A 24,512-nucleotide genomic window follows, 5' to 3' on the forward strand; every position below is an offset into this window, starting at 1 on the left:
CGGCGCTTGCTCGACCGGCTACGTCGCGAGGGCGGCCGATCTGTTGAACACGATGGTCACCCGCGTTCCTTTGCCGGGGGCAGAATCCACCTCGAACCGGGCTTTGGCATTTTTCGGTCAGCGATTGAGCGATCAGTGCTCCGAGCTTGCCGGGTTTCGGCCAGGTCTCGCCTTCGCTCGGTTTTTTCGGCTCGGCGGACATTCCAAGCTTTCGATGTTTCGGGTGGGACCATGATCAATATCAGGTCGCTCGCCAACTGCGAAGGCCGCTCATTGCCACCACGCGGCCAGGCATGGCGGAGAGCCGAGATCGTGGTTGAGAAGCGGCTGAAGGCTCAGCTCGACTGGCTCTGCTCGACCAGATGGTATTTGTACCGGTCGCGAATATGCTCGTTGAAGAACCGGCCCTTTGACGAGGCTTTGCGGAATGCCGCGTGGACCTGCGGCGGCACGTCCTCGTAATCATAGCGGTTTCCGCTCGGGACGAACCATACGGAGAGGATCCTCGTCGCCGGTTGGTAATCGATGCTTCTGATCGCAGTTGAAGGCATCCTCGACAGGTCCAATCCACCCCGTCGTGTGAATAACCCTGCACGGAGAGCGAGGTTCCTTCCTGCCGAAGTAGCCTTGCCGCTACGGGCCGGCTTTACCAAATACGGTTGATGCCATCGCCCAAGACATCGGCTGCAGCCCGCCAGGGCGATCTCTTTGCCGCCGCCGACGATCTGCCGGAAGGATTCCGCTACCGGCCCGAACTGATCACGCCGGACGAAGAAGCAGCGTTGGCGAGCCAGCTCGCAAGCCTGCCTTTTCAGGCCTTCGACTTTCACGGCCATCTGGCAAACCGGCGGGTGGTCGGTTTTGGGCTGCGTTATGATTACGACCGGCGCGAAGTCGTCGAGGCACCGCCGATACCCGGCTTTCTGCTGCCGCTCAGGGAAAAGGTTGCAGCCTTCGCCCGCCTGCCCGCCGAGACCTTCGTGCAGGTGCTGATCAACGAGTACCGGCCGGGCGCCGGTATTGGCTGGCACCGCGACAAGCCTCATTTCGAGGCCGTCGCCGGTGTTTCCCTGCTGGCCGCCTGCAGCTTTCGCCTGCGGCGGAAAAACGGCACGCGATGGGACCGCAAGACGGTCACCGTCGAGCCAAGATCGGCCTATCTGATGACGGGCGCCGCGCGCAGCGAATGGGAGCACAGCATTCCGCCGGGGGCGGAGCATCGCTACTCGATCACGTTGCGCACGCTGCGGCCGCAACGCGCTTAAAGCAGAGCGGTGAGGAAGCCCGAGCACTGCCCTAAGAACTGGGCTGAAACAAATTCATCCGTCGCCATGCCGGCCGGCAAAGTCCGCCAGCATGGCGCGCTGGCCTTTCAGGATCTTGAGGTTGGCTTCAGGCAGGGAGAACCAGCCCGCTTTGTCGACTTCGGCAAATTCCTTCATCGAGCCGGACCTTGGCGGCCATTCCATGACAAAGGTGTTGCTGCTGATGGCGTCGCTGTCGAAATCCGCCTCGACGCACCATGCGATGACGAGCTTGCCGCCCGGCTGCCTGTAGCTGCCAAGGTGTTCGAAAACGCCATCGATGGCGACGCCTAGCTCCTCTTCGGCCTCGCGTTTTGCCGCCGCCAGCTCGTCCTCGTTCTCGTCGACCAAGCCCTTCGGGATCGACCATGCGCCGTCGTCCTTCGTCGCCCAGAATGGGCCGCCCGGATGCACCAGCAAGATCTGGAGATGTCCTTCCCTTCGGCGAAAGATGAGCAATCCTGCGCTGCGTTGGGCCATTCCGCTATTTCCCCTGACGAAAATGAAACGAACGTCCGGGCCGGCATATGGAACAGCCTGCCATGGCGGAACGATTTCCGCGCGCAGCCGTTCCGTCCGTTCGACAAATGAGTAATCGACATGGCGACGCCGCGAGCTGCCTGGAAGGGCTTTATGAAAGTCGGATCGGTTTCCTGTGGCGTCAAGATCATGGGTGCCGTCAGCGAGGCCGAGAAAGTGCATTTCAGGATCCTGAACCGCAAGGACGGTCTCCCGGTCAAGAGCGCCTATCTAGACGAGGAGACCGGCGACACGGTCGAGGCGGCCGAGCAGGTAAAAGGCTATGAGGTCGAAAAGGGTGAGTTCATCCATATAGAGCCGGACGAAATCAAGAAACTGAAGATGGTATCGCAGCATACGCTCGAAATCGGCGAGTTCGTGCCTGCCGCCGAAATCGACGCACGCTACCTCGAAAAACCCTACTATCTCGTTCCGGCCGACGCGCCCTCCACGGAGGCTTTCGCGGTGATCCGGGACGCCATGGCCAGGAAAAAGGTAGCAGCCCGCTCCTGCGTCGTGCTCTACCAGCGAGGCCGAGAGGTGCTGATCCAACCGCTGGGCAAGGGCATGGTAATGACGGAATTACGCAACCACAATGAAGTGGTCGCGGCGGACGCGGTGTTCGAAGGGCTGAAGGCTCGCAAGGTAGATCCCGAGATGCTGGAAATCGCGCAATTGCTGATCGACAAGAAGCCCGCCAAATTCGACCCGTCGAAGTTCGACGATACTTATGAAAAGGCGCTGGTTGCAATGATCGAGGCCAAGCGCAAGGGCAAGAAACCGCCCAAGCCGGCACCTGAGCCCAAGACGAACGTCATCAATCTCGCCGATGTTCTGCGCAAAAGCCTGGCGCAGGAAGGCGGCAAGGCTCCCAGCAAAAAGCCGAGAACGGCCCCGAAACGCAAATCAGCCTGAATGTCCGAAAGCGGATCGAACGGAACCGAAAATGCTCGCGCGCATTTAGATGACGTAGCAATCCGTCGGCAAGCCAAGCGGAGCGGGGGACTGGTGGACGTCGTTGAACTAAGGACTGGCGGGATCCCGCAAGTTTCCTCCGCCGATCTGATGCAGGCGTTGCCTGTGGCCGTCTACACTACCGACAAACAAGGCTACATCACCTTCTTCAACGAAGCCGCTGCCGATCTCTGGGGATATCGTCCGGTTATCGGCCAGGATCGCTGGTGCGGGTCATGGAAGCTTCGCCACCTCGACGGGCGACCGATGACGCATGACGAGTGTCCAATGGCCGTTGCCTTGCTCGAGGAGCGGGACGTTCGTGGGGGCCGAGCCATCGCCGAGCGGCCGGACGGCCAACTCATCCCGTTCAGTGCGCATCCGGTCCTGCTTCGCAATGAAGCCGGCGAGGTTGTCGGTGCCATCAACACCCTGCTCGACCTGCGCATGCAGACGCTGGCCGACGACGCCGGCATAAGGCTCGCCGCCATCGTCGAATCCTCGATGGACGCCATCGTGTCCAAAGACCTGAACGGCATTATCACCAGCTGGAACGACGCGGCACAACGCCTGTTCGGCTATACGCCCGCCGAGGCGATCGGGCGCCCGGTGACGATCCTCATCCCGCCCGACCACCTGGATGAGGAAGCCATGATCATCAGCCGCATTCGCGCCGGCGAACGGATTCCTTCATACGAGACTATCCGGCAGCGCAAGGACGGCACCCTGGTTCCGGTTTCGCTCACCATCTCGCCGATACGCGACGGCATCGGGCGTATCATCGGCGCCTCCAAGATCGCGCGCGACATCAGCCCCCACAAGGAAAGCGAACGGCGCATCCGCACACTCATGCGCGAAGTCAACCATCGCGTTAAAAACCAGTATTCGGTGATCGTCTCGATGATCCGCGAGACCAGCAAGCTGGCGGGTACGCCAGAGGCCTTCCTTTCACGGGTCCGGGAACGCATCATGGCGCTTTCGGAATCGCACGACCTCCTGGTCGATGCGGAATGGCGTGGCGCGACCATCGGCGAATTGATCCATGCCCAGACCAAGGCCTTCGCGACACAGGCCCGGCTGTCGATGAGCGGGCCGATGATCATGCTGCAGCCGAACGCCGTGCAATATCTCGGCATTGCCTTTCACGAGCTGGCCACCAATTCGGTAAAGCACGGAGCGCTGTCGCACCATGACGGACGGGTCGAGGTCGAATGGACCGTGACCCCAGCCGCCGATCGCAGCGATGGCTTCCGCCTTGTCTGGCGGGAGCTGGACGGACCATTGGTGGATGAAAACACGCGACGCGGTTTCGGAACGGTTGTGCTCAAACGCGTCACGCCGCAGGCGCTCAGCGGCACCGGCCGCCTGGAATTCGCCAGGCACGGCATCAGCTGGACGCTGGAAGCGCCGCTGCGCTTCGTTCAGATGTCGACGGCCGGCATCGCGGCTGATTGAAGGCCGCTGCCTCGGCCGCGGCTTGGCGGCCGTGTGTTAGCGCAATCCCTGTGGTAGCAATCAGGAGGAGCAGCGATGAGTTGGCTGGGCACCTGGCGGAATCAGTACGGGTCGGTGGTCGAACTGACCAGCGAAGAGGGCGGACGGATCAGCGGAACCTTCCGGACGGCGCTGGAGGACAGCGCCTTCTTCGGCATGACCGTGCCGCTGTTCGGAGCCTGCCGTGGAGACGTCATCGGCTTCACTTGCGCGGCCGAAGGGCGGGTCGGAGCCGCAGCGGTGAGCTATACCGGCATTCTCAGGGATGGGAAGCTGGAGATGCTGTGGCACACCGTTGCGGATGCCGCTTTGTCGGCGGAAAAGGAAGGTGCCCCGGCCCGAGCCAGGAAACTGCCCGCCTGGCGCGCCTTTGGAACCAGCCTCGACAGTTTTGAACGCGTCTCCTGACGTGTCGGGCCCGCCGCCGCGGCATTCAGCTCGCAAGTGAGGCAGCAGGGTTCCCGCGGTGCATCGGAACTCGCGCTGACGATGGCGCGTTAGCCAGGACATGCGCTGTTCGTTACGGGGTCGACCCAATGAGCGTGCTTTATCGCGCAGCGAAAATCGCCGAACAGGCCCATGCCGGACAGTCTGACAAGACAGGGCGGCCCTATATCGAACATTGCCGTCGGGTTGTCGATGCCATCGAAACGCTCGACCAGAAAGCCATCGCCTATCTTCACGACGTCGTCGAAAAAGGCGACGGCTGGAACCGCGACCGGCTTGAGGCGGCCGGGTTTGGACCGTCCATCGTATCGGCCGTCGATGCCATGACGCGGCGGCCGAATGAGGGCGATGCCGCGTTCGTTCGCAGGGCTGCGGCCAACCCGCTGGCATTGCCGGTCAAGCGCGCGGATCTCGCCGACAATCTATGGCAGGCACGGCAGATCGGTGCCTCGACAGCGAAATACGAAGACGGCCTGCGCATTCTCAGGGAAGAGTTCGCGAGCTGACGGACAGCTGGCGGCTGTCGCCGATGTGGGTCTACTCGGTGACGTGCGGCGTGTGCCGCTTGTCTTCCGCGGGATCGGCGTCGATCCGCGCCCTGCCGGGATCGAACGCACCATGGCGGGCGATCGCCAATGCCGGGGTGTCGGGCGTCTCGTAGGCCCACATGAAGTCTTCTGCCGACGAACCGACCGCATGAACACGCCAATAGCTTGCCGTGCCCTTCAGCGGGCCGTGGCTCGTCGTGTTCGTCTTCTCCAAGAGGTCGAAATAGATGTCCTCGAAGGGTATGTAGAAAACAGGATCATGGCCGTCTTCATAGAGCACCTTTGCCCGCTCGCTCGACGCAATAATGGCATCGGAGAACCGGACGGTCACGGTTCCATCAAACGGGACAATCCTGAGCGGGCCTGGGCGGGGGGCGGAATCTGCGGCTAAGGACTGCATTCGACTTCTCCGTTGACTGCGCTGCCTTCCCGAAACGTACTATCGCCGGTCAGGGTTCCAGTTCTACGCTTCTCCTCTTCCGAAACTGTCGAGGAACCCGACAAGGTGATCGGCAACGCGCTCGGGTGCTTCGCGCGTCGGAAAGTGGCCGATGCCAGCCAGAAGCTGGCGCTCGTAATGGGCCGTGAAGTATAGTTCCTTGCCTTCGGACGATTGTGGCAGCACAACGCGGTCGGCATCGCCGTGGATCGTCAGAGTAGGCGCGGGAATGGACTTGGCGGAAATCTGACGCCGGGCAAGATCGGCGTAGCGCGGATCGGGATCGGCTTCGCCCCAGCGAACCCTGTAGGAGTGCAACGTCACGTCGGCCCAATCGGGATTTTCGAAGGAAGCGGCAACGCTGTCAAAAAGCTCTTCCTCGAACCAGCCGGGCGGGCTCCAGCTTTCCCATTGAAAATGCGCGAACGCCTTGCCTTGCTGGCGAACGATCTCGGCGCCGCGATCCGTTGCCATGAACCATTGGTACCAGAATGCCCTGACCTGGTCCAACGGCGGCGTTGCGAATTCGCCCGGCTGCCAGCCAAGCGACAATGCCGAGCAGCACCGTATCCGTTCGGGAAATACCGAGGCGAGCAGGTAAGCGATCCGCGCGCCCCAATCGTGGCCTACGACCGCAAAACGGCCGAGGCCAAATGCGTCGGCGAAATCGATCACGTCCTGAGCCATGGCGGCAATTTCACCGGATCGCATGGTCTCGTCCGACAGGAAGGTGGTTTTGCCGAACCCACGCAGCCACGGCGCAAAGGTGCGGAAGCCGGCACGATGCAGGACAGGCGCAATGCGCGTGAAGGTGGTTGCGTCGTCCGGCCAGCCGTGGAGAAGCAGAACGGGCGCGCCGGCTCCAGGGCCACCGGCGATGTACGCGATGCGCAGCAACGGCGTGGTGCAGAAGGTGGGTGTTTCCATGATCCGGCCATCCCGTTTCGATCACGCCGCATGGCGTCAGATCGTTTTCGGCGCAAGTTTGCTGAACCGCGCGCGGCTGCGATTGTTCCATGACAGAGGCGGACTTCCAATGAAACCTCACCGCTGCTCGCGGTGGAAGAAGACCGACGGGAACGGTTTTCCAAGGTCGTCGTTGTTTCAGACCTCCGCACGCGCCATAATCGCAATGGCAGCCACTCGCCGACTCAACAGCAAATGGACCACATGCTGGATCGATCGCCTACCCTCCCAAGGTCGCTTGGCGCTGCGCTGCGAAGGGAAGTGCCGCGGTTTGCGGCACCCGGCAATGAAATTTCATGCACTACGGTCGCATCCTACAATGTGCATAAATGCGTCGGCACCGACGGCAGGTTCGATCCGGAGCGGGTCGCGACCGTGGTCAAGGAACTCGACGCCGACATCATCGCTTTGCAGGAGGCCGACGAAAGAACCGGAAGCAGGCAGGGATTGCTGGATCTCGCAGCACTCGAGCGCGACAGCGATCTCGTCCCCACACACATCCCGGAAAACCGCCGCAGCCATGGCTGGCATGGAAATCTGATCCTGGCACGCCGCGGCGTGGTCGAAAGCGTGAACCAGATCCGGCTGCCCGGCCTCGAGCCGCGCGGCGCGGTGATTGCGGACCTGGAGCTGAAGGGCGTCTCGCTCAGGATCATAGCCGCGCATTTCGGCTTGCTGCGGCGCTCGCGCTCGCAGCAAGCCAACGCACTTGTCGAAGCCACGCACCCGGTTCTGCGGCCAACAATCCTGCTTGGCGACCTCAACGAATGGCGCGTCCGCAACAGGTCTTCGCTGCTGGCCCTGCTGCCGCATTTCGGTCCGATCGATGCGGTTCTGCCGAGCTTTCCGTCGCGCTTTCCGCTGTTTGCGCTCGACCGCATCCTGGCCAGGCCGCCGCACCTGATTTCCAGCATCGAGGTGCACAAGACGCCGCTGGCGCAGCGCGCCTCCGACCATCTGCCCATCAAGGCCCGGCTGAACCTTGACGCGATAAGGCAGCCGCGACTGCAACCAGAATGAACCTGAAGGGTTGTTAGTCAGATTTCAGACGGTTTGCTTCGCTGATGTTTGTCGGTGCACTTTATGGATACAGCCATTTCGCGGTTTGCCCGGGACAAGATCGCTGCCGGCAATAGCGGGCTGGTGCTGATCGCCGACAATTATGACGCGTTTGCCGCACGAATCCTTGCCGCGCGCAGTGCCACCAGCAGCCTCGACCTGATGTACTATCTCTGGCACGACGACCATAGCGGCCGGCTGCTGATGCAGGAGGTCGTCAAGGCGGCGGAGCGCGGTGTCCGCGTCCGCATGCTGCTGGACGATATCAATCCGCGCAACAGCGACGCCGCTTACCTGGCGCTCAACAGCTACAAGAACATCGAGCTGAGGCTGTTCAACCCCAGCGGCATGAGGAACGGCAGCATCTTTCGCTCGCTGGAGATGGTCGCCCGGCTGTTTGCGATGACCCGCCGCATGCACAACAAGGCCTGGATCGCCGACGGGAGCCTGGCCATCGTCGGAGGAAGAAATATCGGCGATGCCTATTTCGACGCCGCGGAGACAAATTTCCGTGATCTCGACCTGTTGCTTCTCGGTCCTGCCGTAGGGCAGACGATGCAGATATTCGAGGCGTTCTGGAATTGCGAGGCGGCAAAGCCGATCCAGCTGCTCAACCCGGCTGCGGTGGGCTCGCGCGCCGATTTCCTCGACAATCTCGATGCGACCGCGGACGGCCAGCTTTTGAACAGCCTCAGTGCCTGGCGCACGATCACGGAGTTCATTGCAGCGCACAGCGACGTCTGCTGGACGAAAGGCGTTCGCGTCATTTCCGATCCGCCGGAAAAGGTGCGCGGCAAGCGGCGCAGGAACTGGCTGACCAAAGAGCTGCTTCCCGCTATCGCGGCGACCAGGCAGCGCCTCGAAATCGTCTCGCCCTATTTCATCCCCGGCCGCACCGGGTTGGCCATCCTGTCGAAGCTGGTGGATCGTGGCGCCGAGGTTGCAATCCTCACCAACTCGCTCGCCGCGACGGACGTCGCCGCCGTGCACGGCGCCTATGCCAGATACCGCCGCAAGCTGCTTAAAAAAGGTATCCAGCTTTTCGAATTGCAACCCTTCAACCGCCAGGCCAACATCTCCGTTTTCGGCTCAAAGGGAGCCAGCCTCCATACCAAAGCCTTTACGGTCGACGACACGCTGGGGTTTGTCGGTTCCTTCAATTTCGATCCGCGTTCGGTGTCGTTGAATGCGGAAATGGGCGTGCTTTTCCACGATGCCAATCTGGTGATGGAGTTGCGCCGGCTGTTCGAGCACGAAAAGTCGCCGCAGACGAGCTATCAACTGGTCCTGGACAAAGGGGCCTTGCGGTGGCTCGGCATGGCGGATGGCGAGATGCGTCAATATTCGCGTGAACCGGAGGCCAGTCTCTATCGGCGCATCGTTGCAGCGCTGGTTGGCTGCCTGCCGATCGAATCGCAATTGTAGAAGCGACGGATTTGTCGGAACGGAACTCTTTGTCGGAACGGAACTCGGGGATCACGAGTTGTAACCCGTGTCCGGAGCATGCCGATGAAGACCACGATATACAGTTTTCTTGCCGAGCTCTTGCCGTTCTGGATGGCGCATAAACGCAAAATGCGCGCCGACCGCGCCGCTGAGCGGCCGACACGACCGGCTGCTGCCGATGACGATGGTCGGCCGACAAGCGATCCGAATCGAGCAACACCGGCGCGTCGGCGCAACACGTCTTAGGGCGGGATGCTTCAAATTAGATCCCGCTCCAACTGTCTGGTTAGACGCAATTCCGCGACGCCAAGTGATTCCATTTGGCTGCAGAAGCTCCAGTTCCTAAGCGATCACGCTATCGTCAAGTATCGCTACCCGAAATCCGGCGTTGCCAAGCATCCATTTTGCAGCACGTACGTTAATGTGCACTACAGGGTTGCCGCTATAGGTGAGCGCCATGAGTGACAGTGCGATAGAATTCTTGCAGGACTGGATCCACGAAAACGTTCATGTGCCGCCGCCTCCGATCAAGCTTGAAAGGGAGGCGGAAATCCTCGCCAGGGAATGCAAGGAAGAGGCGGCCGATGCCGGCGTACCCATCGAAGACATCGAGGAAGAGGTTGGCGACCTCAAGGATCTGCTCGTCGCCAAGCTCGAAGACGCAGCCGAGGACGAGGCCCGGCAACTCAATTGCCACGGCCAAAAGATTTCTACGCTGGCGGCCGGGCAAAAGCGGGCCATATGAGGCCGGTCCGAGCGCAGGCAAGGCATCACGAGGTGCGCCGCTTCGGCCTATTGTCCGATCAGCGTCAGCCCGAACAGGATCATCAGCCAAAACCCGGCAGCAGCGACCGCAAGACGCGGCAGGACGCCGTCGTTGGCGAGATGCATGAACAGGATGGCGATGACGGCGGTCTTGGCCGCGGCGATCACCAGATTGAGTGCCGAATTGAAGCCGCCGAGCGCGAGGAAGGACGAGCCGACGGTCAGGGCCAGCAAGGCTAAAAGCCCGATATAAGCAAGCGTGAGTTTGCGGAACTCGCTCATCTGTTGATCAGATAGAGGACGGGGAACAGGAAGACCCAGACGACATCGACGAAATGCCAATAGAGGCCGATTGCCTGCACGCGCCGGAACCGGCTGGCCTCGATCGTGCGTGGCCACAGCGCGAGGATGCCGCCGATGACGATTACGCCGCAAATCAGATGCAAGGCGTGCAGTGACGTCATCGCGAAATAGAGGCCGAAGAAGAATTCGGCATGAACAGGATCCGGGCCCTTATAGATGAAAGGTGCGCCGAGCACCGGCGCCAGCCCTTCGCTGAATTCCCTGGCGTACTCCGTCGCCTTGATCGCCAGGAAGACGACGCCGAGCAGCGCCGTCGCAGCCAATGCCCAGCCAGCGGCGCGCCATCGCCGCGCGACCGTGTACATATGGGCGAGCGCCATGGCAAAACTGCTGGTGATCAGGACGACGGTGTTGGCCGTGCCCAACGGCAGCGACAGATGCTTCGCCGCGCCGGCGAAGGCGTCGCCATAACTCAACCGGGCGAACATGAAGACGAGCAGGATGGCGCCGAACAGCATCGCCTCGGAGCCGATGAACACCCACATGGCGAAGCTGTCGGCAGCCGTTTCGCGAGCCGGCCGGTCGAAGGCGATGCTTGTCGTCGGTGACTTCAAACCAGATCCTCCACCGGGTCCGACCGTTTCTCGGTCAGGCCTTTCATTGGATAGTCGTAGGCTGGTCTGGTGACGGTCGGCATGCGATCGAAATTATGCGCTGGCGGCGGCGAGCTTGTTTGCCATTCCAACCCGGTCGCTCGCCACGGATTGGCCGGCGCCTGCGCGCCTCGAAACAGCGACCATGCCAAGTAGAGGAGCGGCATCAGATAGCCGATCGCCAGCACCACGGCGCCAGCCGACGACAGGATGTGCCAGAAAGCGAATTCCGGCGGATAGGTATGGTAGCGCCGCGGCATGCCCAGAAAGCCGAGCACATATTGCGGAAAAAAGGTCAGGTTGAAGCCGATGAAGGTCACAGCCGCGGCTATACGGCCACAAACCTCCGAATACATTCGGCCGGTGAGTTTCGGCCACCAGAAATGCAGCCCTGCCATGTAGGCGGTCACCATGCCGCCTACCATGATGTAGTGGAAATGGGCGACGACGAAATAGGTGTCGTGAACGTGGACGTCGATGGCGAGCGCGGCAAGGAAAAGGCCGGCCAGCCCGCCGAAGGTGAACAATGCCAGGAAGAACAGCGCATAAAGCATCGGCGTCTCGAAGCTGATTTCGCCCTTGCGCAGCGTCAGGCTCCAGTTGAAGACCTTTATCGCCGATGGGATCGCGACGCAGAAGGACAGGAACGAAAACACCACGCCGGCATAGGCCGACTGCCCGCTGACGAACATGTGGTGGCCCCAGACGAGAAAGCCGAAGACGGCGATCGCGATCGAAGCCAGGGCGACGGCCTTGTAGCCGAACAGCGGCCGGCGGCTAAAGCAAGGCAGCACTTCCGAGACCACTCCCATACCTGGCAGGATCATGATGTAGACGGCGGGGTGCGAGTAGAACCAGAACAGATGCTGGAACAGCAGCGGATCGCCGCCGAGGGCGGGATTGAAGATGCCGATGCCGAAGACGCGCTCCAGCACGATGAGGATCAGCGATGCTGCAAGCACCGGCGTCGCCAGCACCATCACCAGGCTGGTGGCGTACAGCGTCCAGACGAAGATCGGCAGCCGGAACCAGGTGAGGCCAGGCGCTCGCAAGGTGTGGACGGTGACGATGAAATTGATGCCGGTCATGATCGTCGAAAAGCCGACGATGAAAACGCCGAATGCCGCGGTCGAGACAAAGCCGTTGGCATAGAGCGTCGACAGCGGCGTGTAGAAGGTCCAGCCGGTGTCGACGCCGCCCAAAACCACCGAGGCGAGCGTGAACAGGCTGCCGAACATGAAGACGTACCAGCTTGCCAGGTTGAGCCGTGGAAAGGCGAGGTCGCGCGCGCCGATCATCAGCGGCAGCAGGAAATTGCCGAGCGTTGCCGGGATCGACGGCACCAGGAAGAGCCACACCATGATGATGCCGTGCAGCGAAAACAGCCGGTTGTAGACATCGTCGGAGACCAGGTCGCCGGCCGGCGTCGCAAGCTCGATGCGCATCAGCACGGCAAAGGTTCCGCCGAGGAAGAAGAAGGCCGTCAGCGAGACGAAATAGAGCCACGCCACCCGTTTGTGGTCGGTTGTCAGCAGCCAGGAGCGCGGCCCGGCACCTTCTGCGAGATAGCTTGCCGACGCCAAATCGCTGCTCATTGCGGCGCCTCGTTTTTTGCCGCCGGGAACGAGGGAGATTGGAGCGATAGGGATTTGAGATAGGCCATCAGCATCTGCAGTTCGGCTTCGTCAACGAGACCGTCGAAGCTCGGCATCACCGGCTGGTAGCCGGCGGCGATTTCCTTGTTCGGGACAAGGATCGAATCGCGCAGATAGCGTTCGTCGGCGATGACCGTCTGCCGGTTGGCCAACGCCACCGGCTGGCCGAAAACCCCATCGAGGCCGGGCGCCCGCACCTTGCTGGAATTGCCGTGACAGCCGGAGCAGCCGAGCGCGCGGAACAGTTTCCCGCCGCTCGTGGCAAGGCTTTCGCCTTCACCTTGACTGCCGAGCCATGATGCATATTGCTCCGGCGCCAGCACCGTCACCCAGCCGCCCATCTCGGAATGCTGCGTGCCGCAATATTCGGCGCAGAACAGGTGATAACGCCCCGGCTGCGTGGCGATGAACCAGACATTGGCCGTGCGTCCGGGAACGGCATCCTGCTTGACCCGAAAGGCTGGCACGTAGAAGGAGTGGATGACGTCCTGTGATGCCAGCGACACCACCACCGCCTTGCCGACCGGCACGTGCAGCTCGTTGATCTCGCGCTGGCCGCCGGGATGGCGGAATTCCCACATCCATTGCTTGCCGAGGCCGGCGATCTCGACGGCGTCCGGTGGCGGACGGTCGCGCCGGACAAAAAGGACTGCGCCCCAGCCGAAGAAGATGAAGGCCATCACCAGGCTGGCAATGGTCCACGTCATCTCCAGCGGCAGGCTGCGGGCACGCGCCCCGGTACGGTCGGCTGCGGAGCCGATACGATATTTGACGGCGTAGCCGACAACGAGAACGGTCAGGAACAGGCCGAGCGCGACTGCGAAAGCCAGCAATGTGTAGAACAAGGCATCGACGCTGCCTGCGATGGACGAGGCTTCCTGCGGGAAAAACCGGATGCCGAAGCTCACGCCCGCCTCCCGCGCGCCAGCAGCAGTATGGCCGTCGCCAACCCCACCACCATCACGATGCTGGCGAGCTTCAACGCAGCCCAGATCGCCGGCGTATATCGCCCCTTGGACGCATCGAAGCCGGCGCAGAGCAGGAAGACATGATCGGCGATCGAGCCGAGCCTGCCGGAAGATGCCTCGACAAGGGCAAGCTCAAGATCGCGCGGCGTGAAGCTCAGCGCCGGCAGCACCTGCGCTATCCGGCCTTTTGGCGTCAGCGCGATGACCGCGATCGGATGGGCGAATTGGTCGATCGGGGCGTGGGTGTCGAAACTGATGCCGGCTTCCGCGGCAAGGGCGCCGCCGGCGCCGTCGGCACTGGTCAGGAACCGCCACGCCGACAGGTTCCTCGCGTCGGCCGCCGCGGCGACCGTGGCTTGCGCATCGCCCGCATCTTCGGGCGTGTCGGCGGCATCGATCGAGACGAACAAAGCGCGATAGGTGTCGGGGTCGAGCGAGGTCTTTTTCAAATCCGAGGCGACCGCCTGTTGGGTCACACCACAAAGGTTCGGGCATTTGTCGTAGCCGAAAATCAGCAGCGCCGGCCGGCCGGCAAGCATTTGGCCGATCGTGCGCTGCTCGCCGGACGCATCGCGAAACACCCGGTCGAGGCTGAGCTGCGCGCCGATCTCGGGATCGAAGGCCGGGCGTGCGAAAGCCATGGCCGGCAGTGCCGCGAGAAGGGAAAAAGCAGTTAGCCAGGCCTTCACGGCCGGCCTCCCTGGCCTGGCGCGGTCCGGCAGCGCGCGGCCTGTGGCGCGCGTGGTATCTCGGCCTCGACCAATCGGCAGTCGGCGCCGGCGGCCGGCGCCGGCTGCCCCCAGTTCGGCAAACCATGGCTGACGATCGCCCACATGGCGTCCTCGATCGGAATGCGGGCAATGCCGGCGGTGCGGTCGACCCAGCCGACCTTGTTCAGCTCCCGCTCCTCCGCCTTGCGGAAGGCAGCGAGGTCGTCTTCCGGAAAGCGCTGCAAGGCTGGACTGCCCCGCTTGCCGACCGATGACGGTCCCGGCAGCGGCCAGAACGGCCTGGTGTCGAAGATGAACCCGAGGACGATGACTGTTGCGGCCAGGAGCAGCAGCAGGCCGGCCGCGAAGGCAAGCAGCGCGCCCGGCCAGACGTCACGCGTTTCGGGATGGCGGGCCGCCCTAGCCATGGACCGGCCTCCGGCACCAGAGGGCGATCCGGTCCGGCCGGCCAAGCACGAAAAGCAGCAGCGCAAGCCAGAGGCCGCCAGCTCCTGCCAGCGCGGCAAGATCGTACCAGAATGCGATCACATTACCGTCCGCCAACGGCGGTCTGATCCGCCACAGGACATCGACGTAGTGGCCGGCCAGCACGATGCCGCAGATCGACAGCAGGCCGGCATGGCTGCGCTTCAGATCCCGGCTGAGCAGCTCGGCAAAGGGGACCGCGAATTGCAGCGCAATCAGCAGCCAGAGCAGATACTGCCAGCCATTGCTGCTGCGGATGAGGTACCAGCGGATCTCGTTCGGCAGGTCGCCGCCCCAGGTCACCAGCCATTGCATGAACGACAGGTAGGTCCACAGCAGCACGAAGCCGAACAGCATGTTGGCCAAATCCTCGCTGAGCGCGACATCCTCCTCGCCGCCCGCCATGACCTCGATCGAGCGGTTCACGCACAGTACCGTCATCGCCAGGGCGTAAGCGCCAACGACTTCGGCGGACGCTTCCAGCAGCGCATAGATGGTCGAGGAGAACTCCGGCTCGAGCGAGAGCATCCAATCGATGGCAAAGATCGTGAGCGCCAGCCCATGCGCAATCAATCCAGCGGCATAGGCCTTGCCGCGGCCGGCGCTGCCGTGGCCGCCATCGGCCGTTGTCCAGTCGAGCACGCGCCACGCCAGCACCAGCCAGATCGCGGCGCAGGCGGCAAAGCGCAGCAAAAAGAACGGAACGTTCAGATAAGAGAATTTCTGGCGCACCATCTCGGGCAATGCAGCCGCGTCGGTACTCGCCCAGGGAAAGACCAGGTAGAGCCTGACCAGAACCGGCAGCAGCAGAAGCAGCGCCAGCGGCAGCGTCGCGACGAGAGCGCGCAGCGGCTGGCGGATTGCCTCGCCCCAGCGGCCGCCGGTCAGCCCATGCACCATCAGGATGGTCAGCGCGCCGAGCGGTAGGCCGAGCAGGAAGAGCGCCGCAGGCAGCCAGCCGGCCAATGTGGCTCTGAAGTCGAAGGCCAATCCCGTGGCGCAAAGCACAAGTCCGACGGCGGCCACGGCAAGCGCCGGCAGAATCAAACGTTCGGCGGCAAGCCGCATCATCGCCCGCATCATCGATCCGGCTCCGCATTGAGCTCGGCGCGGAGGCTTTCCGGCAGCTCGGCAATTGGTGCATCGCGCGAATATTGCAGGGCGCGGATATAGGCGACGATCGCCCAGCGGTCGGCAGGCGGGACACGCGCCGCGTAGGAATACATGGCGCCATAGCCGTTGCTGATGACGTCGTAGAAATGCCTGTCGCTCGCCTTGCGCAGCGCGTCCTGATGATAGGTGGGCGGCGCTGGAAAGCCCCGCTCGACGATCATGCCGTGGCCGTCGCCGGCGCGGCCGTGGCAAGGCGAACAGAAAATGTCGAAGCGCTGCTGGCCTCGCCGCAGCAGCGTCATCGTGACCGGATAGGGAAACGTGTCGGGTACCGGCGAAAGATCGGCATCGCGTGCGACCGTGTCCTCGACCGGCGCCCGCGCCGACATGCGGTCGGCGAACTGGTTGCTGCTTTCGAGCGGATCGTAGCGCGGCTGGTCCTCCATGTCCTGCCGGCAGCCGGCGACCAGCAAGGCTGCCGACAGCAGGATCGTGCGCATGTTCACGCCTCCACCTCCTCGACGGTTTCGGCGCCGAGCCGTGTCAGCTGGCCCTTGGTCATGCCCTTGCGGAACTTCGGATCGGCGGCCTCGACGAGCAGATAGAACTTGCCGCCGCGCGCATAGGTGAAGCTCGTGGCGTTGAAGACCGGGTGGTAATATTCGGGCAGGCGATTGGCGGCCAGCATGCCGAAGAATGCGGCCAGCGCAGCGCCAAGTATCGCGGCCTCGAAGGCGATGACGAGAAAGGCCGGCCAGGAATGCAGCGGCCGGCCGCCGACATTGAGCGGAAAATCGATCTCGACCGAATAGAGGATCAGGCCATAGACAAACACCGCGCCGGCGACGGCACCGCCAAGGATGGCCCATGGCAAGCGCGTCTTGCGCATGCCGAGCATGTCGGCCAGCCCATGCACATGGAACGGCGAGAACGCGTCCATGCGCCGGTAGCCGCGCGCCCGCATGGTGCGGACCGCCTCGGTCAGCGCTTCGGGATCGGCGAAAGCCGCAATGACGCCGTAAAGGCTCATCTTGCGCCGCCCCTCTCCCCGGCCAGCTCCTCGACCTCGAAAATGGTGATGGCCGGCAGGACGCGGATGAACAGGAAGACCAATGCGAAGAAGGTGCCGATCGAGCCGAACAGGATGCCGAAGTCGAGCCATCTCAGTGATTGTTCGCCCCAGGACGACGGCAGGTAATCGCGGCTTGGCCCGGTGACGACGATGACGTAGCGCTCGATCCACATGCCGACATTGATGATCAGGGCAATGGCGAACAGCACCGCCATGTTGAGGCGCACCCGCCGGAACCAGAGCAATTGCAAAACAGCGCCGTTGCAGGCGAGCATGGTCCAGAACAGCGGCGCATAAGGTCCGAAGGCGCGCTGCCACATCATCGTGCGCTCATAGGTTTCGCCCGAATACCAGGCGAAGAAAGCCTCGGAGGCATAGCCGTAGATGACGATCATGCCGGCGGCGATCATCAGTTTGGCGGCATTGTCCATGTGCCGCAGCGTGATCAGATCCTGGACCGAAAACGCCCAGCGCAGCGGGATGGCGATGGTAAGCACCATGGCGAAGCCGGACAGCAGCGCGCCGGCAACGAAATAGGGAGGAAAGATAGTCGAATGGAAGCCCGGCGTGATGGCGAAGGTGAAGTCGAGCGCGACGATCGAATGCACCGAGACGACCAGCGGCGTGGCCAGTGCCGCCATTAGGAAATAGACCGTCTGGTAGCGCGCCCAATGAAAGGCCGAACCGCGCCAGCCGAGCGCCAGTATCCCATAGAACAGCTGCGCCGGGCGCGATTTCGCCCGGTCGCGCAGGACGGCGAGATCGGGCAGCAGGCCCATATACCAGAACATCAGCGAAACGCTGGCATAGGTGGCGATCGCCGCGAAATCCCAGACCAGTGGGCTGCGCCATTGCGGCCAATGCATATGCGTGTTGGGTAGCGGCAGCAGCCAGTAGAAGAACCACGGGCGGCCGAGATGCAGGATCGGGAAAAGCCCCGCCATCGCCACGGCAAACAGCGTCATCGCCTCGGCAAAGCGGTTGATCGAGGCGCGCCATGGTTGGCGCAGAAGCAGAAGCACCGCCGAGATCAGCGTGCCGGCATGGCCGATGCCAATCCACCAGACGAAATTGCCAATCATCGTGCCCCAGACCACCGGGACGTTGATGCCGTACGCGCCAACGCCGACCGAGATCAGGTAGGTGATCGAATAGAGGAAGATGAGGACGAGGACGAAGCAGGCGAAAAAGGCTGCCCAGAAATAGCGCGGCAGCCTGCCGTCGAGGACGATCGCACTGATACGGCCGCTGATCTCCGGAAGGTCGTGCCGGCCGCGCAGAACGGGCAGTGCGCCCGGTTTTCCAGCAATAGCCTCAGCCATCGGCTTTCCCGCCTGGCGAGAGACGGCCGTTGATATTCCTGATCTTGCCGAGATAGGTGGTGCGGGGTCGCGTGTTGAGGTCCTCGAGCAAGGCGTAGTGTTGCGGCGCTGCTTTTTCCTGCACGACAGCGGCGCTCTTGCTGTTGAGGTCGCCGAAAACGATCGCTTGCGTCGGGCAGGCCTGCTGGCAGGCGGTCACCACTTCGCCGTCGGCTATGTGGCGGTTTTCGATCTGCGCCTTGATGCGTTTTTCGGAAATGCGCTGGACGCAGTAGGTGCATTTTTCCATCACACCGCGCGAACGGACGCTGACGTCCGGATTGTGCGCGGCCTGTTCCGGTCCAGCCGCATCCTTCTCGAATTTCTGGAAGTCCAGGAAGTTGAAGCGCCGCACCTTGTAGGGGCAGTTCTGCGAGCAGTAGCGCGTGCCGATGCAGCGGTTGTAGACCTGCGCGTTCAGCCCGTCATGGGTGTGGGTGGTGGCGTTGACCGGACAGACGACCTCGCACGGCGCCTTCTCGCAATGCATGCAAGGCACCGGCTGGAAAAAGACGTCGGGATCGTCGAGCGGGCCGGAGTAGTAGCGGTCGATCCGCAGCCAATGCATCTCATGGCCGAGTGCCGACTCGTCCGGCCCGACGGTGGCGATGTTGTTTTCCGCCTGGCAGGCAGAAACGCAAGCCATGCAGCCGATGCATGCCGACTGGTCGATCGACATGCCCCAGGCTTCCTGGCTGTATTGCCAGTCGGGATAGAGCGATCCGGTTGGCGCGGGCGGGGCGCCGTCGCGCACGAAATGTGGATTTTTGCGGAAGGCCTCGAGCGAGGCATGGCGAACGATCGCCCTGCCCTCCATCGCCTGATGGTGTTGCGTGGTGATGACCCGCGCACTGCCGTCCCGCGGCGCGACCGTGGCGCCATAGACGATCCAGGGAGCCTCGAGGCTTCGCAGCCTGTACGCGTCGTGGCCGTCGGCGAGTGCTGCTACCGAACCGAGCTTCCGGCCGAAGCCCAGAGCAAGTGTCACGGTCTCGTCGGGATGGCCAGGCATGATCCAGACCGGCGCATCGATGTCCGTGCCGTTCGAGGCGATATTGACGACCCGGGCGTTTTCCACCTGAAGCCGCCCCGCCGTCGCTGGCGACACCAGCGCTGCATTGCCCCAGACGATCTTGCTCAGTGGCCGCGGCAATTCCTGCAGCCAGGACGAGTTGGCATTGCGTCCGTCGCGCAGCCAGGGATCGGCGACGAAACGGATTTCGACGCCTTTGGCCACTTCGACGCGCCGGTTCAGGCCGCGCAAATCCGCCGGCATCGCAACATCGACTGGAGTGCTGGCACTGCCGGATACAAAGCCGTCGCGAAGCGCCTTTCGCCACGCGGGATCGTCCAGTGCTTGCGCCCAAGTCGTTTGTGCCCAGGTCCGGCGGACGAGCGGCAGCGCAGAAACAGCTAATTCACCGCCAAGCCCGGCCAGGATTTCATGCACCGCCCGCCCCTGGTAAAGCGGCCTGATCAGCGGCTGCACGATCGACGCGGTTCCGTCATGGGCGCGCAGGTCACTCCAACTCTCGAGATCATGCGCAGCAGGGACATGCCAGTGTGCGACGAAGGCGGTTTCGTCGCGGTAGAGACCCCAGTGGACAAGAAGCTTCAGCTGCGAAAACACGTCGCGGACATCGAGCCCCGCAGGTGCGGTGTGGAGAGGATTGGCGCCGAGTATGACAACGGTGTCGATATCTCGCGCGGCGATCGCCTGGCAAAGTGCAGCGAGGTCGCCCTCGATGGGCATCGCGTCGGGCGGCTCGATCAGTTCCACGGTGTTGCCAAGCGCACCAAGCCGCGCATTCATGGCAAGAGCCGCGGCGTGGACGAACGGTGTTTGATGGGCGCCCGGCACGATCAGCGCCGCGCGGCCGGCCGCCTTCAGGTCGTCCGCAGTGGCAGCCAACCAGGCCGGGTCCAGTGCCAAGGCGCTTGGCGCCGCTTCGCCGCCAAGCACCGCGCTCAGCGCCGCGGCGACGGCTTCGACCTCGCTCGGCCGCACCGGCCTGCGGTGATCGGCGGCAGCGCCGGTGATCGTCGGCGTCGATCCCACCGCATAGACCCGGCTCATCGTATCGTCCGCCCGGCGCACGCGACGCCGCGCGGCAAAGTCACGGGCGTAAGCGAGACGGCCGGGGCCCTCGCCCAGGAAATCCGCGTCGAGACTGACAATCGCGTCGGCGCGATCGAACCGGTAGACCGGTGCAAGCGCCCTGCCGAAAAGGGTCTGCGTGGCTTCGGCGCCGGACGGCGTTGCCAGGGGATCGTGCTGGAACAGCCTCAGCCTGGGGTAGCGCGCGCGCAGCGCCTCGAGCTGCGCCTTCATGGTGGGCGAGGTCGTCGCCTCGATCAGCAGCGCCGCGCCGGCACCGCCTGAGCCGGCCAGCCGCGAGGTGAGCTCGGCCATGTCGGCAAGGAAGTCGCCATAGGCCGCCGGTTCGCCGTGTTTCAGCGGCATGCGCGAGCGATCGGGGTCGAAAAGCGACAGCACCGCCGCCTGCATGATGGCGTCCGTCGCACCGCGCGAGGCCGGATGGTCGGGATTGCCTTCCACCTTGGTCGGCCGGCCCTCATGGCTTTCGACCACCGCACCGATACCGTAGCCATCGCTCGAAAGCGTGGTCGCGTAATAAAGCGGCTTGCCGGGAACGATGTTTTCCGGCTGGCGGATATAAGGCAGGATGTCTTCGGCCCGGCTGCAGGCGGCAAGCCCGGCCAGCGTCAGCGATGCACCCATCAGCTTCAGCAGCGTGCGCCGGTCGAGCCGCGGGATGCGCTCGGCGATCGAGGGAAATTCGGCATCGACAAAGCGGCGGAATTCCGGCGTATCGGCGAGCTCGTCGAGGCTTCGCCACAGCTCCGGGCCGGGCGAAAGCCGTTCGCGCAGGCCGGCCATATCTGGAGCCGCGATCGGTTTGTCAGCGGTGGCAGACATAACAGTCGGTCATGGTCTCGGGGTGGATATCGAGAAGGCTGATGAGTGACCGGCGGATTTCGGCGATGCCGGCCGGTGGCTTCCAGTGCATCAGGAATACGTCCTGCGGCGGACGCAAATTAGGCTCGGGATCGCGATGGCATGCCAGGCACCATTCCATCGATAGTGCGTGCGCCCGCCGCATCAGCGGCATGTCGTCGACCTCGCCGTGGCACGTCTCGCAGGCGACGCCTTTGGCGATATGGATCGAATGATTGAAATAGACGAAGTCGGGGACACTGTTCACCCGCTGCCACTGCAATGGCTGCCCGGAGGCAAGGCTTGCCCGTACCGGCGCCAGCATGGCCGCGTTGGTGAAAAGCTGCGAATGGCAGGTCATACACACCTCGGTCGCCGGCAGACCCGCCGATGACGAAGTCTCGACGCCGCTATGGCAATAACGGCAATCGATGCCAAGCTCGCCGACATGGTGCCTGTGGCTGAATGGCACTGGTTGCGCCAACGGCCGGCCAACGCCGGTGACGAAGTCCGAACGCAGGATGGCGGTGCCGCCGAGAGCCGCAAAGATCGCCATGAAACACGCGCCCCACAGAGCGAAGCGTGAAATGCCGTTGGCGCTCCTTGAAAAGACCTGCGGCATTCCCTCGCCGATTTCGCATCCAGCAAACCGTATTCACCCCCCAAAGCGCCTAACTGCGGCTGCGTGGGTAAGTTCCGGCTGGGGCAGCGGAGATCACAGAATGGTTACCCCGCCCTGGCCCATCAGGTCGGGCTGACCGGAAACCATCGAACCCTCCGTGCGTTCGGATGAGGTCACGTTCTGTTTCACCCGGATAGGCATCATGACCATCCCCCACCCTCATCCCATTCGCCGCCGGTCCGGCGTTGCCCTCTGGTGGACGATGTTCGTCGGCGCGCTGCTGACGATCCTCGGCCTGCTGATCGGAGGGGGCGGTGCCTGGCTGATCGCGCTGTGCGGATCCTGGCACTATCTGCCGCCGGGATCGCCCTGCTGGCCGCCGGCAGCCTGCTGCTTGCCGGCAATGCCGCCGGTGTATGGCTTTACGTCCTGATCTGGCTGGCGACCCTTGCACCCGGCGGCCACCATTTCATGGAGACCAGGATCGGCGACGACATCATTGCCTACGCACTGCCAAAAAGCTGACGCCGGACGATGACGGCTTCGCGGGACGCTTCCATCCTGATCGTCGGCGCCGGCCCGACCGGGCTGACGGCGGCAGTCGAACTGGCAAGGCGCGGCATTGCACCTCGCATCATCGACCGCAAGGAAGGCCCGACGCCGCTCGCCAAGGCGGTCGGCATCAGTTCGCACAGCCTCGACATCCTTGAACCGTCCAAAGTCGCTGCCCGATTGCTCGCCGAAGGATTGAAAATTCGCCGAGCCCGTTTCTACTTCGAAGGACGAGCGCTCGGCGAGATCGATTTCTCGATCCTGCCCCACCGCCATAATTTTCTGCTGTCGCTGCCGCAGCGCGACACCGAATCGCTGATGACCGATACGCTCAAGGGATTTGGCATCGACGTCGAATGGCGAAGCACATTTGCCGGCATGGCCGAGCACAAAGGCCGGGCCGAGGTGCGGATCGAGGCGCCAGACGGCCGTGACGAGGCAAGTTTCGACCTTGTCTTCGGAGCCGACGGTGCGCAAAGCACGGTGCGTGATGCCATGGGCATCGGCTTCGATGGCTACACGCATCGGCGGCAATGGAGCATTGCCGACGCCGACATCGACGATTGGCCCTATGAGCCGACGGCCGCCCACGCATTTCTTCACAGGAACGGCGACGTCGGTTTTATCATCCCGATCGGCGAGAAGCGCTATCGCGCGGTTTCAAACAGCGAGGATGCGTTGGCGCGCATCCCCGGCAATTACCGGATCACGCGGTTGTTGCGGGCCGACCGCTTCCATATTCCGGTACGACAGGCGCCGCGCTATCAAACCGCATGCGTCTTCCTGGGAGGGGATGCCGCGCATGTGCATTCGCCGTTGGGCGCGCGCGGCATGAATCTTGGCATCGAGGACGCCGGTCATTCGCCAGGCGTTTCGTCGACGGCACGCTTGCCGGCTACACAAGCGAACGCCACCCGGTGGGGCAACGGTGGATCACGCTCAGCGAGCGCATCCTCTCGCTGGCCCAATCGGACAACGGCATCATGCAAGGCATCAGGAACGCGGCCTTCAGCGTCGTCGGCCATCTGCCGCTGCTGCAACGGCCGCTGCTGGAGCGTGTCGCCGGGCTCAAGGAATGACGTGGTCGCATAAACCTTTTCGCCGGACATGCGTTGTTGGGTTTCAAGCCAGGGAGATGACCATGCGAATGAAATCGGAAATCGCCGGCGAGGCCGCCAAGCAACGGCACATCCAGCGCCGGATCGACGAGAAGGACAAGTCCAAATCCAATGGCAGGCAAAAAGGCGCCATGCAGGCCGGTGCCCGCAAATATCCCGAGCCGCCCTTCCCCGAGCAGCACCAGCCGAAGCCGGGGCATGAATGGGCGATCGAGCAGGCGCCGCTTTACGATGCGCCGTACTATATCGGATCGAAAAAGCTCGACGGCAAAGTGGCCGTCATTACCGGCGGCGATTCAGGCATCGGCCGTGCGGTGGCCGTGCTCTATGCGCGTGAAGGCGCCGATGTGGCGATCGTCTATCTCTCGGAGGATAGGGACGCCAAAGATACCAAAAGGGCCGTCGAAGCGGAAGGCCGGCGCTGCATGCTGATCAAGGCCGACGTCAGCGAACGCAACCACTGCCACAACGCGGTGGCTGAGATCGTGCAGGAGTTTGGGCGGATCGACGTGCTGGTCAACAACGCCGCTTTCCAGATCCACTCCAGCGATTTCAGCGAGCTGACCGAGGAGCATTTCGACACGACGCTGAAGACCAACCTCTACGGCTATTTCCACATGGCGCAGGAGGCCGTGCCGCACATGAAACCCGGTTCGGCGATCATCAATACCGGTTCAGTGACCGGCATCGAGGGTTCGAAGCAACTGGTCGATTACTCCATGACCAAGGGCGGCATTCATGCCTTCACCCGCGCGCTCTCGGGCAACCTTGTCGAGAAGGGCATAAGGGTCAACGCCGTGGCGCCAGGCCCGGTTTGGACGCCGCTCAACCCCTCGGACAAGGAAGCCGGCGATGTTTCGAAATTTGGCGCTGATACGCCGATGAAACGGCCGGCCCAGCCGGAGGAGATCGCGCCGGCCTACGTGTTCCTCGCCTCGCCGCACTGCTCGAGCTATATCACCGGCGAGATATTGCCGATCGTGGGCGGCTACTGACGGC

The 24,512-nt window shown here is 63.1% G+C and carries 27 protein-coding genes and 1 pseudogene; 11 read left to right on the plus strand and 17 right to left on the minus strand.

The features are described 5' to 3' along the window. Positions 1-18: 18 nt before the first annotated feature. Positions 19-175: pseudogene (locus NKI24_RS16630) on the minus strand (histidine kinase); the annotation flags it as partial. 160 nt (positions 176-335) lie between these two features. After that, positions 336-551 carry a KTSC domain-containing protein gene (locus tag NKI24_RS16635; protein ID WP_352449552.1) on the minus strand — a complete coding sequence of 72 codons (216 nt, stop codon included), beginning with the start codon at positions 549-551 and terminating at the stop codon, positions 336-338. A gap of 111 nt (positions 552-662) precedes the next feature. Here NKI24_RS16635 and NKI24_RS16640 point away from each other — a divergent pair, with 111 nt between their 5' ends. Continuing rightward, positions 663-1,265 (plus strand): alpha-ketoglutarate-dependent dioxygenase AlkB, encoded by a 603-nt coding sequence (locus tag NKI24_RS16640; RefSeq protein ID WP_352449553.1) that lies wholly within the window; start codon positions 663-665, stop codon positions 1,263-1,265. 54 nt (positions 1,266-1,319) lie between these two features. On the opposite strand, the gene NKI24_RS16645 is transcribed toward NKI24_RS16640, so the two are convergent. Beyond that, a complete protein-coding gene (locus NKI24_RS16645; protein ID WP_352449554.1) occupies positions 1,320-1,784 on the minus strand; it encodes an NUDIX hydrolase in 465 nt (154 codons plus the stop codon). Between the two features lie 120 nt (positions 1,785-1,904). Between NKI24_RS16645 and ku the strand changes: the two genes are divergently transcribed. The 4 genes from ku (at position 1,905) to NKI24_RS16665 (ending at position 5,224) form a co-directional block, all read left to right on the plus strand. Next, a complete protein-coding gene (ku, locus tag NKI24_RS16650; RefSeq protein ID WP_352746752.1) occupies positions 1,905-2,738 on the plus strand; it encodes a non-homologous end joining protein Ku in 834 nt (277 codons plus the stop codon). A gap of 93 nt (positions 2,739-2,831) precedes the next feature. Further along, a complete protein-coding gene (locus tag NKI24_RS16655; protein WP_352746755.1) occupies positions 2,832-4,232 on the plus strand; it encodes a PAS domain-containing HWE histidine kinase family protein in 1,401 nt (466 codons plus the stop codon). A gap of 75 nt (positions 4,233-4,307) precedes the next feature. Continuing rightward, positions 4,308-4,679 carry an avidin/streptavidin family protein gene (locus NKI24_RS16660; protein WP_352746757.1) on the plus strand — a complete coding sequence of 124 codons (372 nt, stop codon included), beginning with the start codon at positions 4,308-4,310 and terminating at the stop codon, positions 4,677-4,679. A gap of 128 nt (positions 4,680-4,807) precedes the next feature. Further along, positions 4,808-5,224, plus strand: a complete 417-nt coding sequence (locus NKI24_RS16665; protein WP_352746760.1) for an HD domain-containing protein — start codon at positions 4,808-4,810, stop codon at positions 5,222-5,224. Positions 5,225-5,255: 31 nt separating this feature from the next. Here the strand turns inward: NKI24_RS16665 and NKI24_RS16670 are convergent, their stop codons facing one another. Next, complete coding sequence (locus NKI24_RS16670) at positions 5,256-5,666, minus strand: DUF427 domain-containing protein (protein ID WP_352473066.1); 411 nt, start codon at positions 5,664-5,666, stop codon at positions 5,256-5,258. 63 nt (positions 5,667-5,729) lie between these two features. Then, positions 5,730-6,632, minus strand: a complete 903-nt coding sequence (locus NKI24_RS16675; RefSeq protein WP_352457822.1) for an alpha/beta fold hydrolase — start codon at positions 6,630-6,632, stop codon at positions 5,730-5,732. 243 nt (positions 6,633-6,875) lie between these two features. Between NKI24_RS16675 and NKI24_RS16680 the strand changes: the two genes are divergently transcribed. The 3 genes from NKI24_RS16680 to NKI24_RS16690 all read left to right on the plus strand — a co-directional run bounded on the left by NKI24_RS16680 (position 6,876) and on the right by NKI24_RS16690 (position 9,921). Beyond that, positions 6,876-7,691: an endonuclease/exonuclease/phosphatase family protein gene (locus NKI24_RS16680; RefSeq protein WP_502901465.1), complete on the plus strand. Its 816-nt coding sequence runs from the start codon at positions 6,876-6,878 to the stop codon at positions 7,689-7,691. 63 nt (positions 7,692-7,754) lie between these two features. Then, positions 7,755-9,155, plus strand: coding sequence for a phospholipase D family protein (locus NKI24_RS16685; RefSeq protein ID WP_352449561.1), 1,401 nt, complete (start codon positions 7,755-7,757; stop codon positions 9,153-9,155). A 478-nt stretch (positions 9,156-9,633) separates the two neighbouring features. Next, entirely contained in the window at positions 9,634-9,921 is a 288-nt protein-coding gene (locus NKI24_RS16690; RefSeq protein ID WP_352746769.1) for a hypothetical protein, read from the plus strand. Positions 9,922-9,968: 47 nt separating this feature from the next. Here NKI24_RS16690 and NKI24_RS16695 read toward each other — a convergent pair whose 3' ends face one another. The 12 genes from NKI24_RS16695 to NKI24_RS16750 are packed head-to-tail and all read right to left on the minus strand — an operon-like array spanning position 9,969 to position 21,843. Continuing rightward, positions 9,969-10,223, minus strand: a complete 255-nt coding sequence (locus tag NKI24_RS16695) for a cytochrome C oxidase subunit IV family protein (RefSeq protein WP_352744863.1) — start codon at positions 10,221-10,223, stop codon at positions 9,969-9,971. Next, positions 10,220-10,858 carry a cytochrome c oxidase subunit 3 gene (locus NKI24_RS16700; protein ID WP_352744865.1) on the minus strand — a complete coding sequence of 213 codons (639 nt, stop codon included), beginning with the start codon at positions 10,856-10,858 and terminating at the stop codon, positions 10,220-10,222. Before NKI24_RS16700 ends, NKI24_RS16695 begins: the two co-directional genes overlap by 4 nt. Then, positions 10,855-12,492, minus strand: a complete 1,638-nt coding sequence (gene ctaD / locus NKI24_RS16705) for a cytochrome c oxidase subunit I (RefSeq protein WP_352746772.1) — start codon at positions 12,490-12,492, stop codon at positions 10,855-10,857. Before ctaD ends, NKI24_RS16700 begins: the two co-directional genes overlap by 4 nt. After that, the gene (coxB, locus tag NKI24_RS16710; protein WP_352701979.1) at positions 12,489-13,460 is read right to left on the minus strand and encodes a cytochrome c oxidase subunit II; all 972 of its coding nucleotides are present in this window, start codon (positions 13,458-13,460) and stop codon (positions 12,489-12,491) included. The genes ctaD and coxB overlap by 4 nt, the downstream gene beginning before the upstream one ends. Beyond that, entirely contained in the window at positions 13,457-14,209 is a 753-nt protein-coding gene (locus tag NKI24_RS16715) for an SCO family protein (protein ID WP_352744870.1), read from the minus strand. The genes coxB and NKI24_RS16715 overlap by 4 nt, the downstream gene beginning before the upstream one ends. Continuing rightward, a complete protein-coding gene (locus tag NKI24_RS16720; protein ID WP_352744873.1) occupies positions 14,206-14,658 on the minus strand; it encodes a hypothetical protein in 453 nt (150 codons plus the stop codon). Before NKI24_RS16720 ends, NKI24_RS16715 begins: the two co-directional genes overlap by 4 nt. Next, positions 14,651-15,799 carry a hypothetical protein gene (locus tag NKI24_RS16725; RefSeq protein ID WP_352746776.1) on the minus strand — a complete coding sequence of 383 codons (1,149 nt, stop codon included), beginning with the start codon at positions 15,797-15,799 and terminating at the stop codon, positions 14,651-14,653. The genes NKI24_RS16720 and NKI24_RS16725 overlap by 8 nt, the downstream gene beginning before the upstream one ends. Continuing rightward, the gene (locus NKI24_RS16730; protein WP_352684437.1) at positions 15,796-16,329 is read right to left on the minus strand and encodes a c-type cytochrome; all 534 of its coding nucleotides are present in this window, start codon (positions 16,327-16,329) and stop codon (positions 15,796-15,798) included. The genes NKI24_RS16725 and NKI24_RS16730 overlap by 4 nt, the downstream gene beginning before the upstream one ends. Positions 16,330-16,331: 2 nt before the next feature. Next, the gene (locus NKI24_RS16735) at positions 16,332-16,859 is read right to left on the minus strand and encodes a DUF3341 domain-containing protein (protein WP_352746779.1); all 528 of its coding nucleotides are present in this window, start codon (positions 16,857-16,859) and stop codon (positions 16,332-16,334) included. Continuing rightward, complete coding sequence (nrfD, locus tag NKI24_RS16740; RefSeq protein WP_352746782.1) at positions 16,856-18,223, minus strand: NrfD/PsrC family molybdoenzyme membrane anchor subunit; 1,368 nt, start codon at positions 18,221-18,223, stop codon at positions 16,856-16,858. Before nrfD ends, NKI24_RS16735 begins: the two co-directional genes overlap by 4 nt. Further along, positions 18,216-21,203, minus strand: a complete 2,988-nt coding sequence (locus tag NKI24_RS16745; RefSeq protein WP_352746785.1) for a TAT-variant-translocated molybdopterin oxidoreductase — start codon at positions 21,201-21,203, stop codon at positions 18,216-18,218. The genes nrfD and NKI24_RS16745 overlap by 8 nt, the downstream gene beginning before the upstream one ends. After that, the gene (locus NKI24_RS16750) at positions 21,187-21,843 is read right to left on the minus strand and encodes a cytochrome c3 family protein (RefSeq protein WP_502901466.1); all 657 of its coding nucleotides are present in this window, start codon (positions 21,841-21,843) and stop codon (positions 21,187-21,189) included. The genes NKI24_RS16745 and NKI24_RS16750 overlap by 17 nt, the downstream gene beginning before the upstream one ends. Positions 21,844-22,176: 333 nt before the next feature. On the opposite strand from NKI24_RS16750, the gene NKI24_RS16755 reads away from it, so the two are divergent. From NKI24_RS16755 to NKI24_RS16765, 3 genes are read left to right on the plus strand one after another with little or no spacing between them, the layout of a single operon-like run. After that, the gene (locus tag NKI24_RS16755; protein WP_352449575.1) at positions 22,177-22,368 is read left to right on the plus strand and encodes a hypothetical protein; all 192 of its coding nucleotides are present in this window, start codon (positions 22,177-22,179) and stop codon (positions 22,366-22,368) included. Positions 22,369-22,377: 9 nt separating this feature from the next. Then, positions 22,378-23,487, plus strand: a complete 1,110-nt coding sequence (locus NKI24_RS16760) for an FAD-dependent oxidoreductase (RefSeq protein ID WP_352746789.1) — start codon at positions 22,378-22,380, stop codon at positions 23,485-23,487. A 49-nt stretch (positions 23,488-23,536) separates the two neighbouring features. Then, the gene (locus tag NKI24_RS16765) at positions 23,537-24,508 is read left to right on the plus strand and encodes an SDR family oxidoreductase (protein ID WP_352746791.1); all 972 of its coding nucleotides are present in this window, start codon (positions 23,537-23,539) and stop codon (positions 24,506-24,508) included. Positions 24,509-24,512: the final 4 nt, after the last annotated feature.

This window comes from Mesorhizobium sp. M0701 (genome assembly GCF_040320365.1).
Taxonomy (GTDB): domain Bacteria; phylum Pseudomonadota; class Alphaproteobacteria; order Rhizobiales; family Rhizobiaceae; genus Mesorhizobium.

Excerpts from the sequence above, each read along its gene's own strand:
- NKI24_RS16635 (WP_352449552.1), bottom strand. The coding sequence starts at position 551 with ATGCCTTCAACTGCGATCAGAAGCATCGATTACCAACCGGCGACGAGG.
- NKI24_RS16640 (WP_352449553.1), top strand. The coding sequence starts at position 663 with ATGCCATCGCCCAAGACATCGGCTGCAGCCCGCCAGGGCGATCTCTTT.
- NKI24_RS16645 (WP_352449554.1), bottom strand. The coding sequence starts at position 1,784 with ATGGCCCAACGCAGCGCAGGATTGCTCATCTTTCGCCGAAGGGAAGGA.
- ku (WP_352746752.1), top strand. The coding sequence starts at position 1,905 with ATGGCGACGCCGCGAGCTGCCTGGAAGGGCTTTATGAAAGTCGGATCG.
- NKI24_RS16660 (WP_352746757.1), top strand. The coding sequence starts at position 4,308 with ATGAGTTGGCTGGGCACCTGGCGGAATCAGTACGGGTCGGTGGTCGAA.
- NKI24_RS16665 (WP_352746760.1), top strand. The coding sequence starts at position 4,808 with ATGAGCGTGCTTTATCGCGCAGCGAAAATCGCCGAACAGGCCCATGCC.
- NKI24_RS16670 (WP_352473066.1), bottom strand. The coding sequence starts at position 5,666 with ATGCAGTCCTTAGCCGCAGATTCCGCCCCCCGCCCAGGCCCGCTCAGG.
- NKI24_RS16675 (WP_352457822.1), bottom strand. The coding sequence starts at position 6,632 with ATGGAAACACCCACCTTCTGCACCACGCCGTTGCTGCGCATCGCGTAC.
- NKI24_RS16680 (WP_502901465.1), top strand. The coding sequence starts at position 6,876 with ATGCTGGATCGATCGCCTACCCTCCCAAGGTCGCTTGGCGCTGCGCTG.
- NKI24_RS16685 (WP_352449561.1), top strand. The coding sequence starts at position 7,755 with ATGGATACAGCCATTTCGCGGTTTGCCCGGGACAAGATCGCTGCCGGC.
- NKI24_RS16690 (WP_352746769.1), top strand. The coding sequence starts at position 9,634 with ATGAGTGACAGTGCGATAGAATTCTTGCAGGACTGGATCCACGAAAAC.
- NKI24_RS16695 (WP_352744863.1), bottom strand. The coding sequence starts at position 10,223 with ATGAGCGAGTTCCGCAAACTCACGCTTGCTTATATCGGGCTTTTAGCC.
- ctaD (WP_352746772.1), bottom strand. The coding sequence starts at position 12,492 with ATGAGCAGCGATTTGGCGTCGGCAAGCTATCTCGCAGAAGGTGCCGGG.
- NKI24_RS16720 (WP_352744873.1), bottom strand. The coding sequence starts at position 14,658 with ATGGCTAGGGCGGCCCGCCATCCCGAAACGCGTGACGTCTGGCCGGGC.
- NKI24_RS16725 (WP_352746776.1), bottom strand. The coding sequence starts at position 15,799 with ATGATGCGGGCGATGATGCGGCTTGCCGCCGAACGTTTGATTCTGCCG.
- NKI24_RS16730 (WP_352684437.1), bottom strand. The coding sequence starts at position 16,329 with ATGCGCACGATCCTGCTGTCGGCAGCCTTGCTGGTCGCCGGCTGCCGG.
- NKI24_RS16735 (WP_352746779.1), bottom strand. The coding sequence starts at position 16,859 with ATGAGCCTTTACGGCGTCATTGCGGCTTTCGCCGATCCCGAAGCGCTG.
- nrfD (WP_352746782.1), bottom strand. The coding sequence starts at position 18,223 with ATGGCTGAGGCTATTGCTGGAAAACCGGGCGCACTGCCCGTTCTGCGC.
- NKI24_RS16745 (WP_352746785.1), bottom strand. The coding sequence starts at position 21,203 with ATGTCTGCCACCGCTGACAAACCGATCGCGGCTCCAGATATGGCCGGC.
- NKI24_RS16750 (WP_502901466.1), bottom strand. The coding sequence starts at position 21,843 with ATGCCGCAGGTCTTTTCAAGGAGCGCCAACGGCATTTCACGCTTCGCT.
- NKI24_RS16760 (WP_352746789.1), top strand. The coding sequence starts at position 22,378 with ATGACGGCTTCGCGGGACGCTTCCATCCTGATCGTCGGCGCCGGCCCG.
- NKI24_RS16765 (WP_352746791.1), top strand. The coding sequence starts at position 23,537 with ATGCGAATGAAATCGGAAATCGCCGGCGAGGCCGCCAAGCAACGGCAC.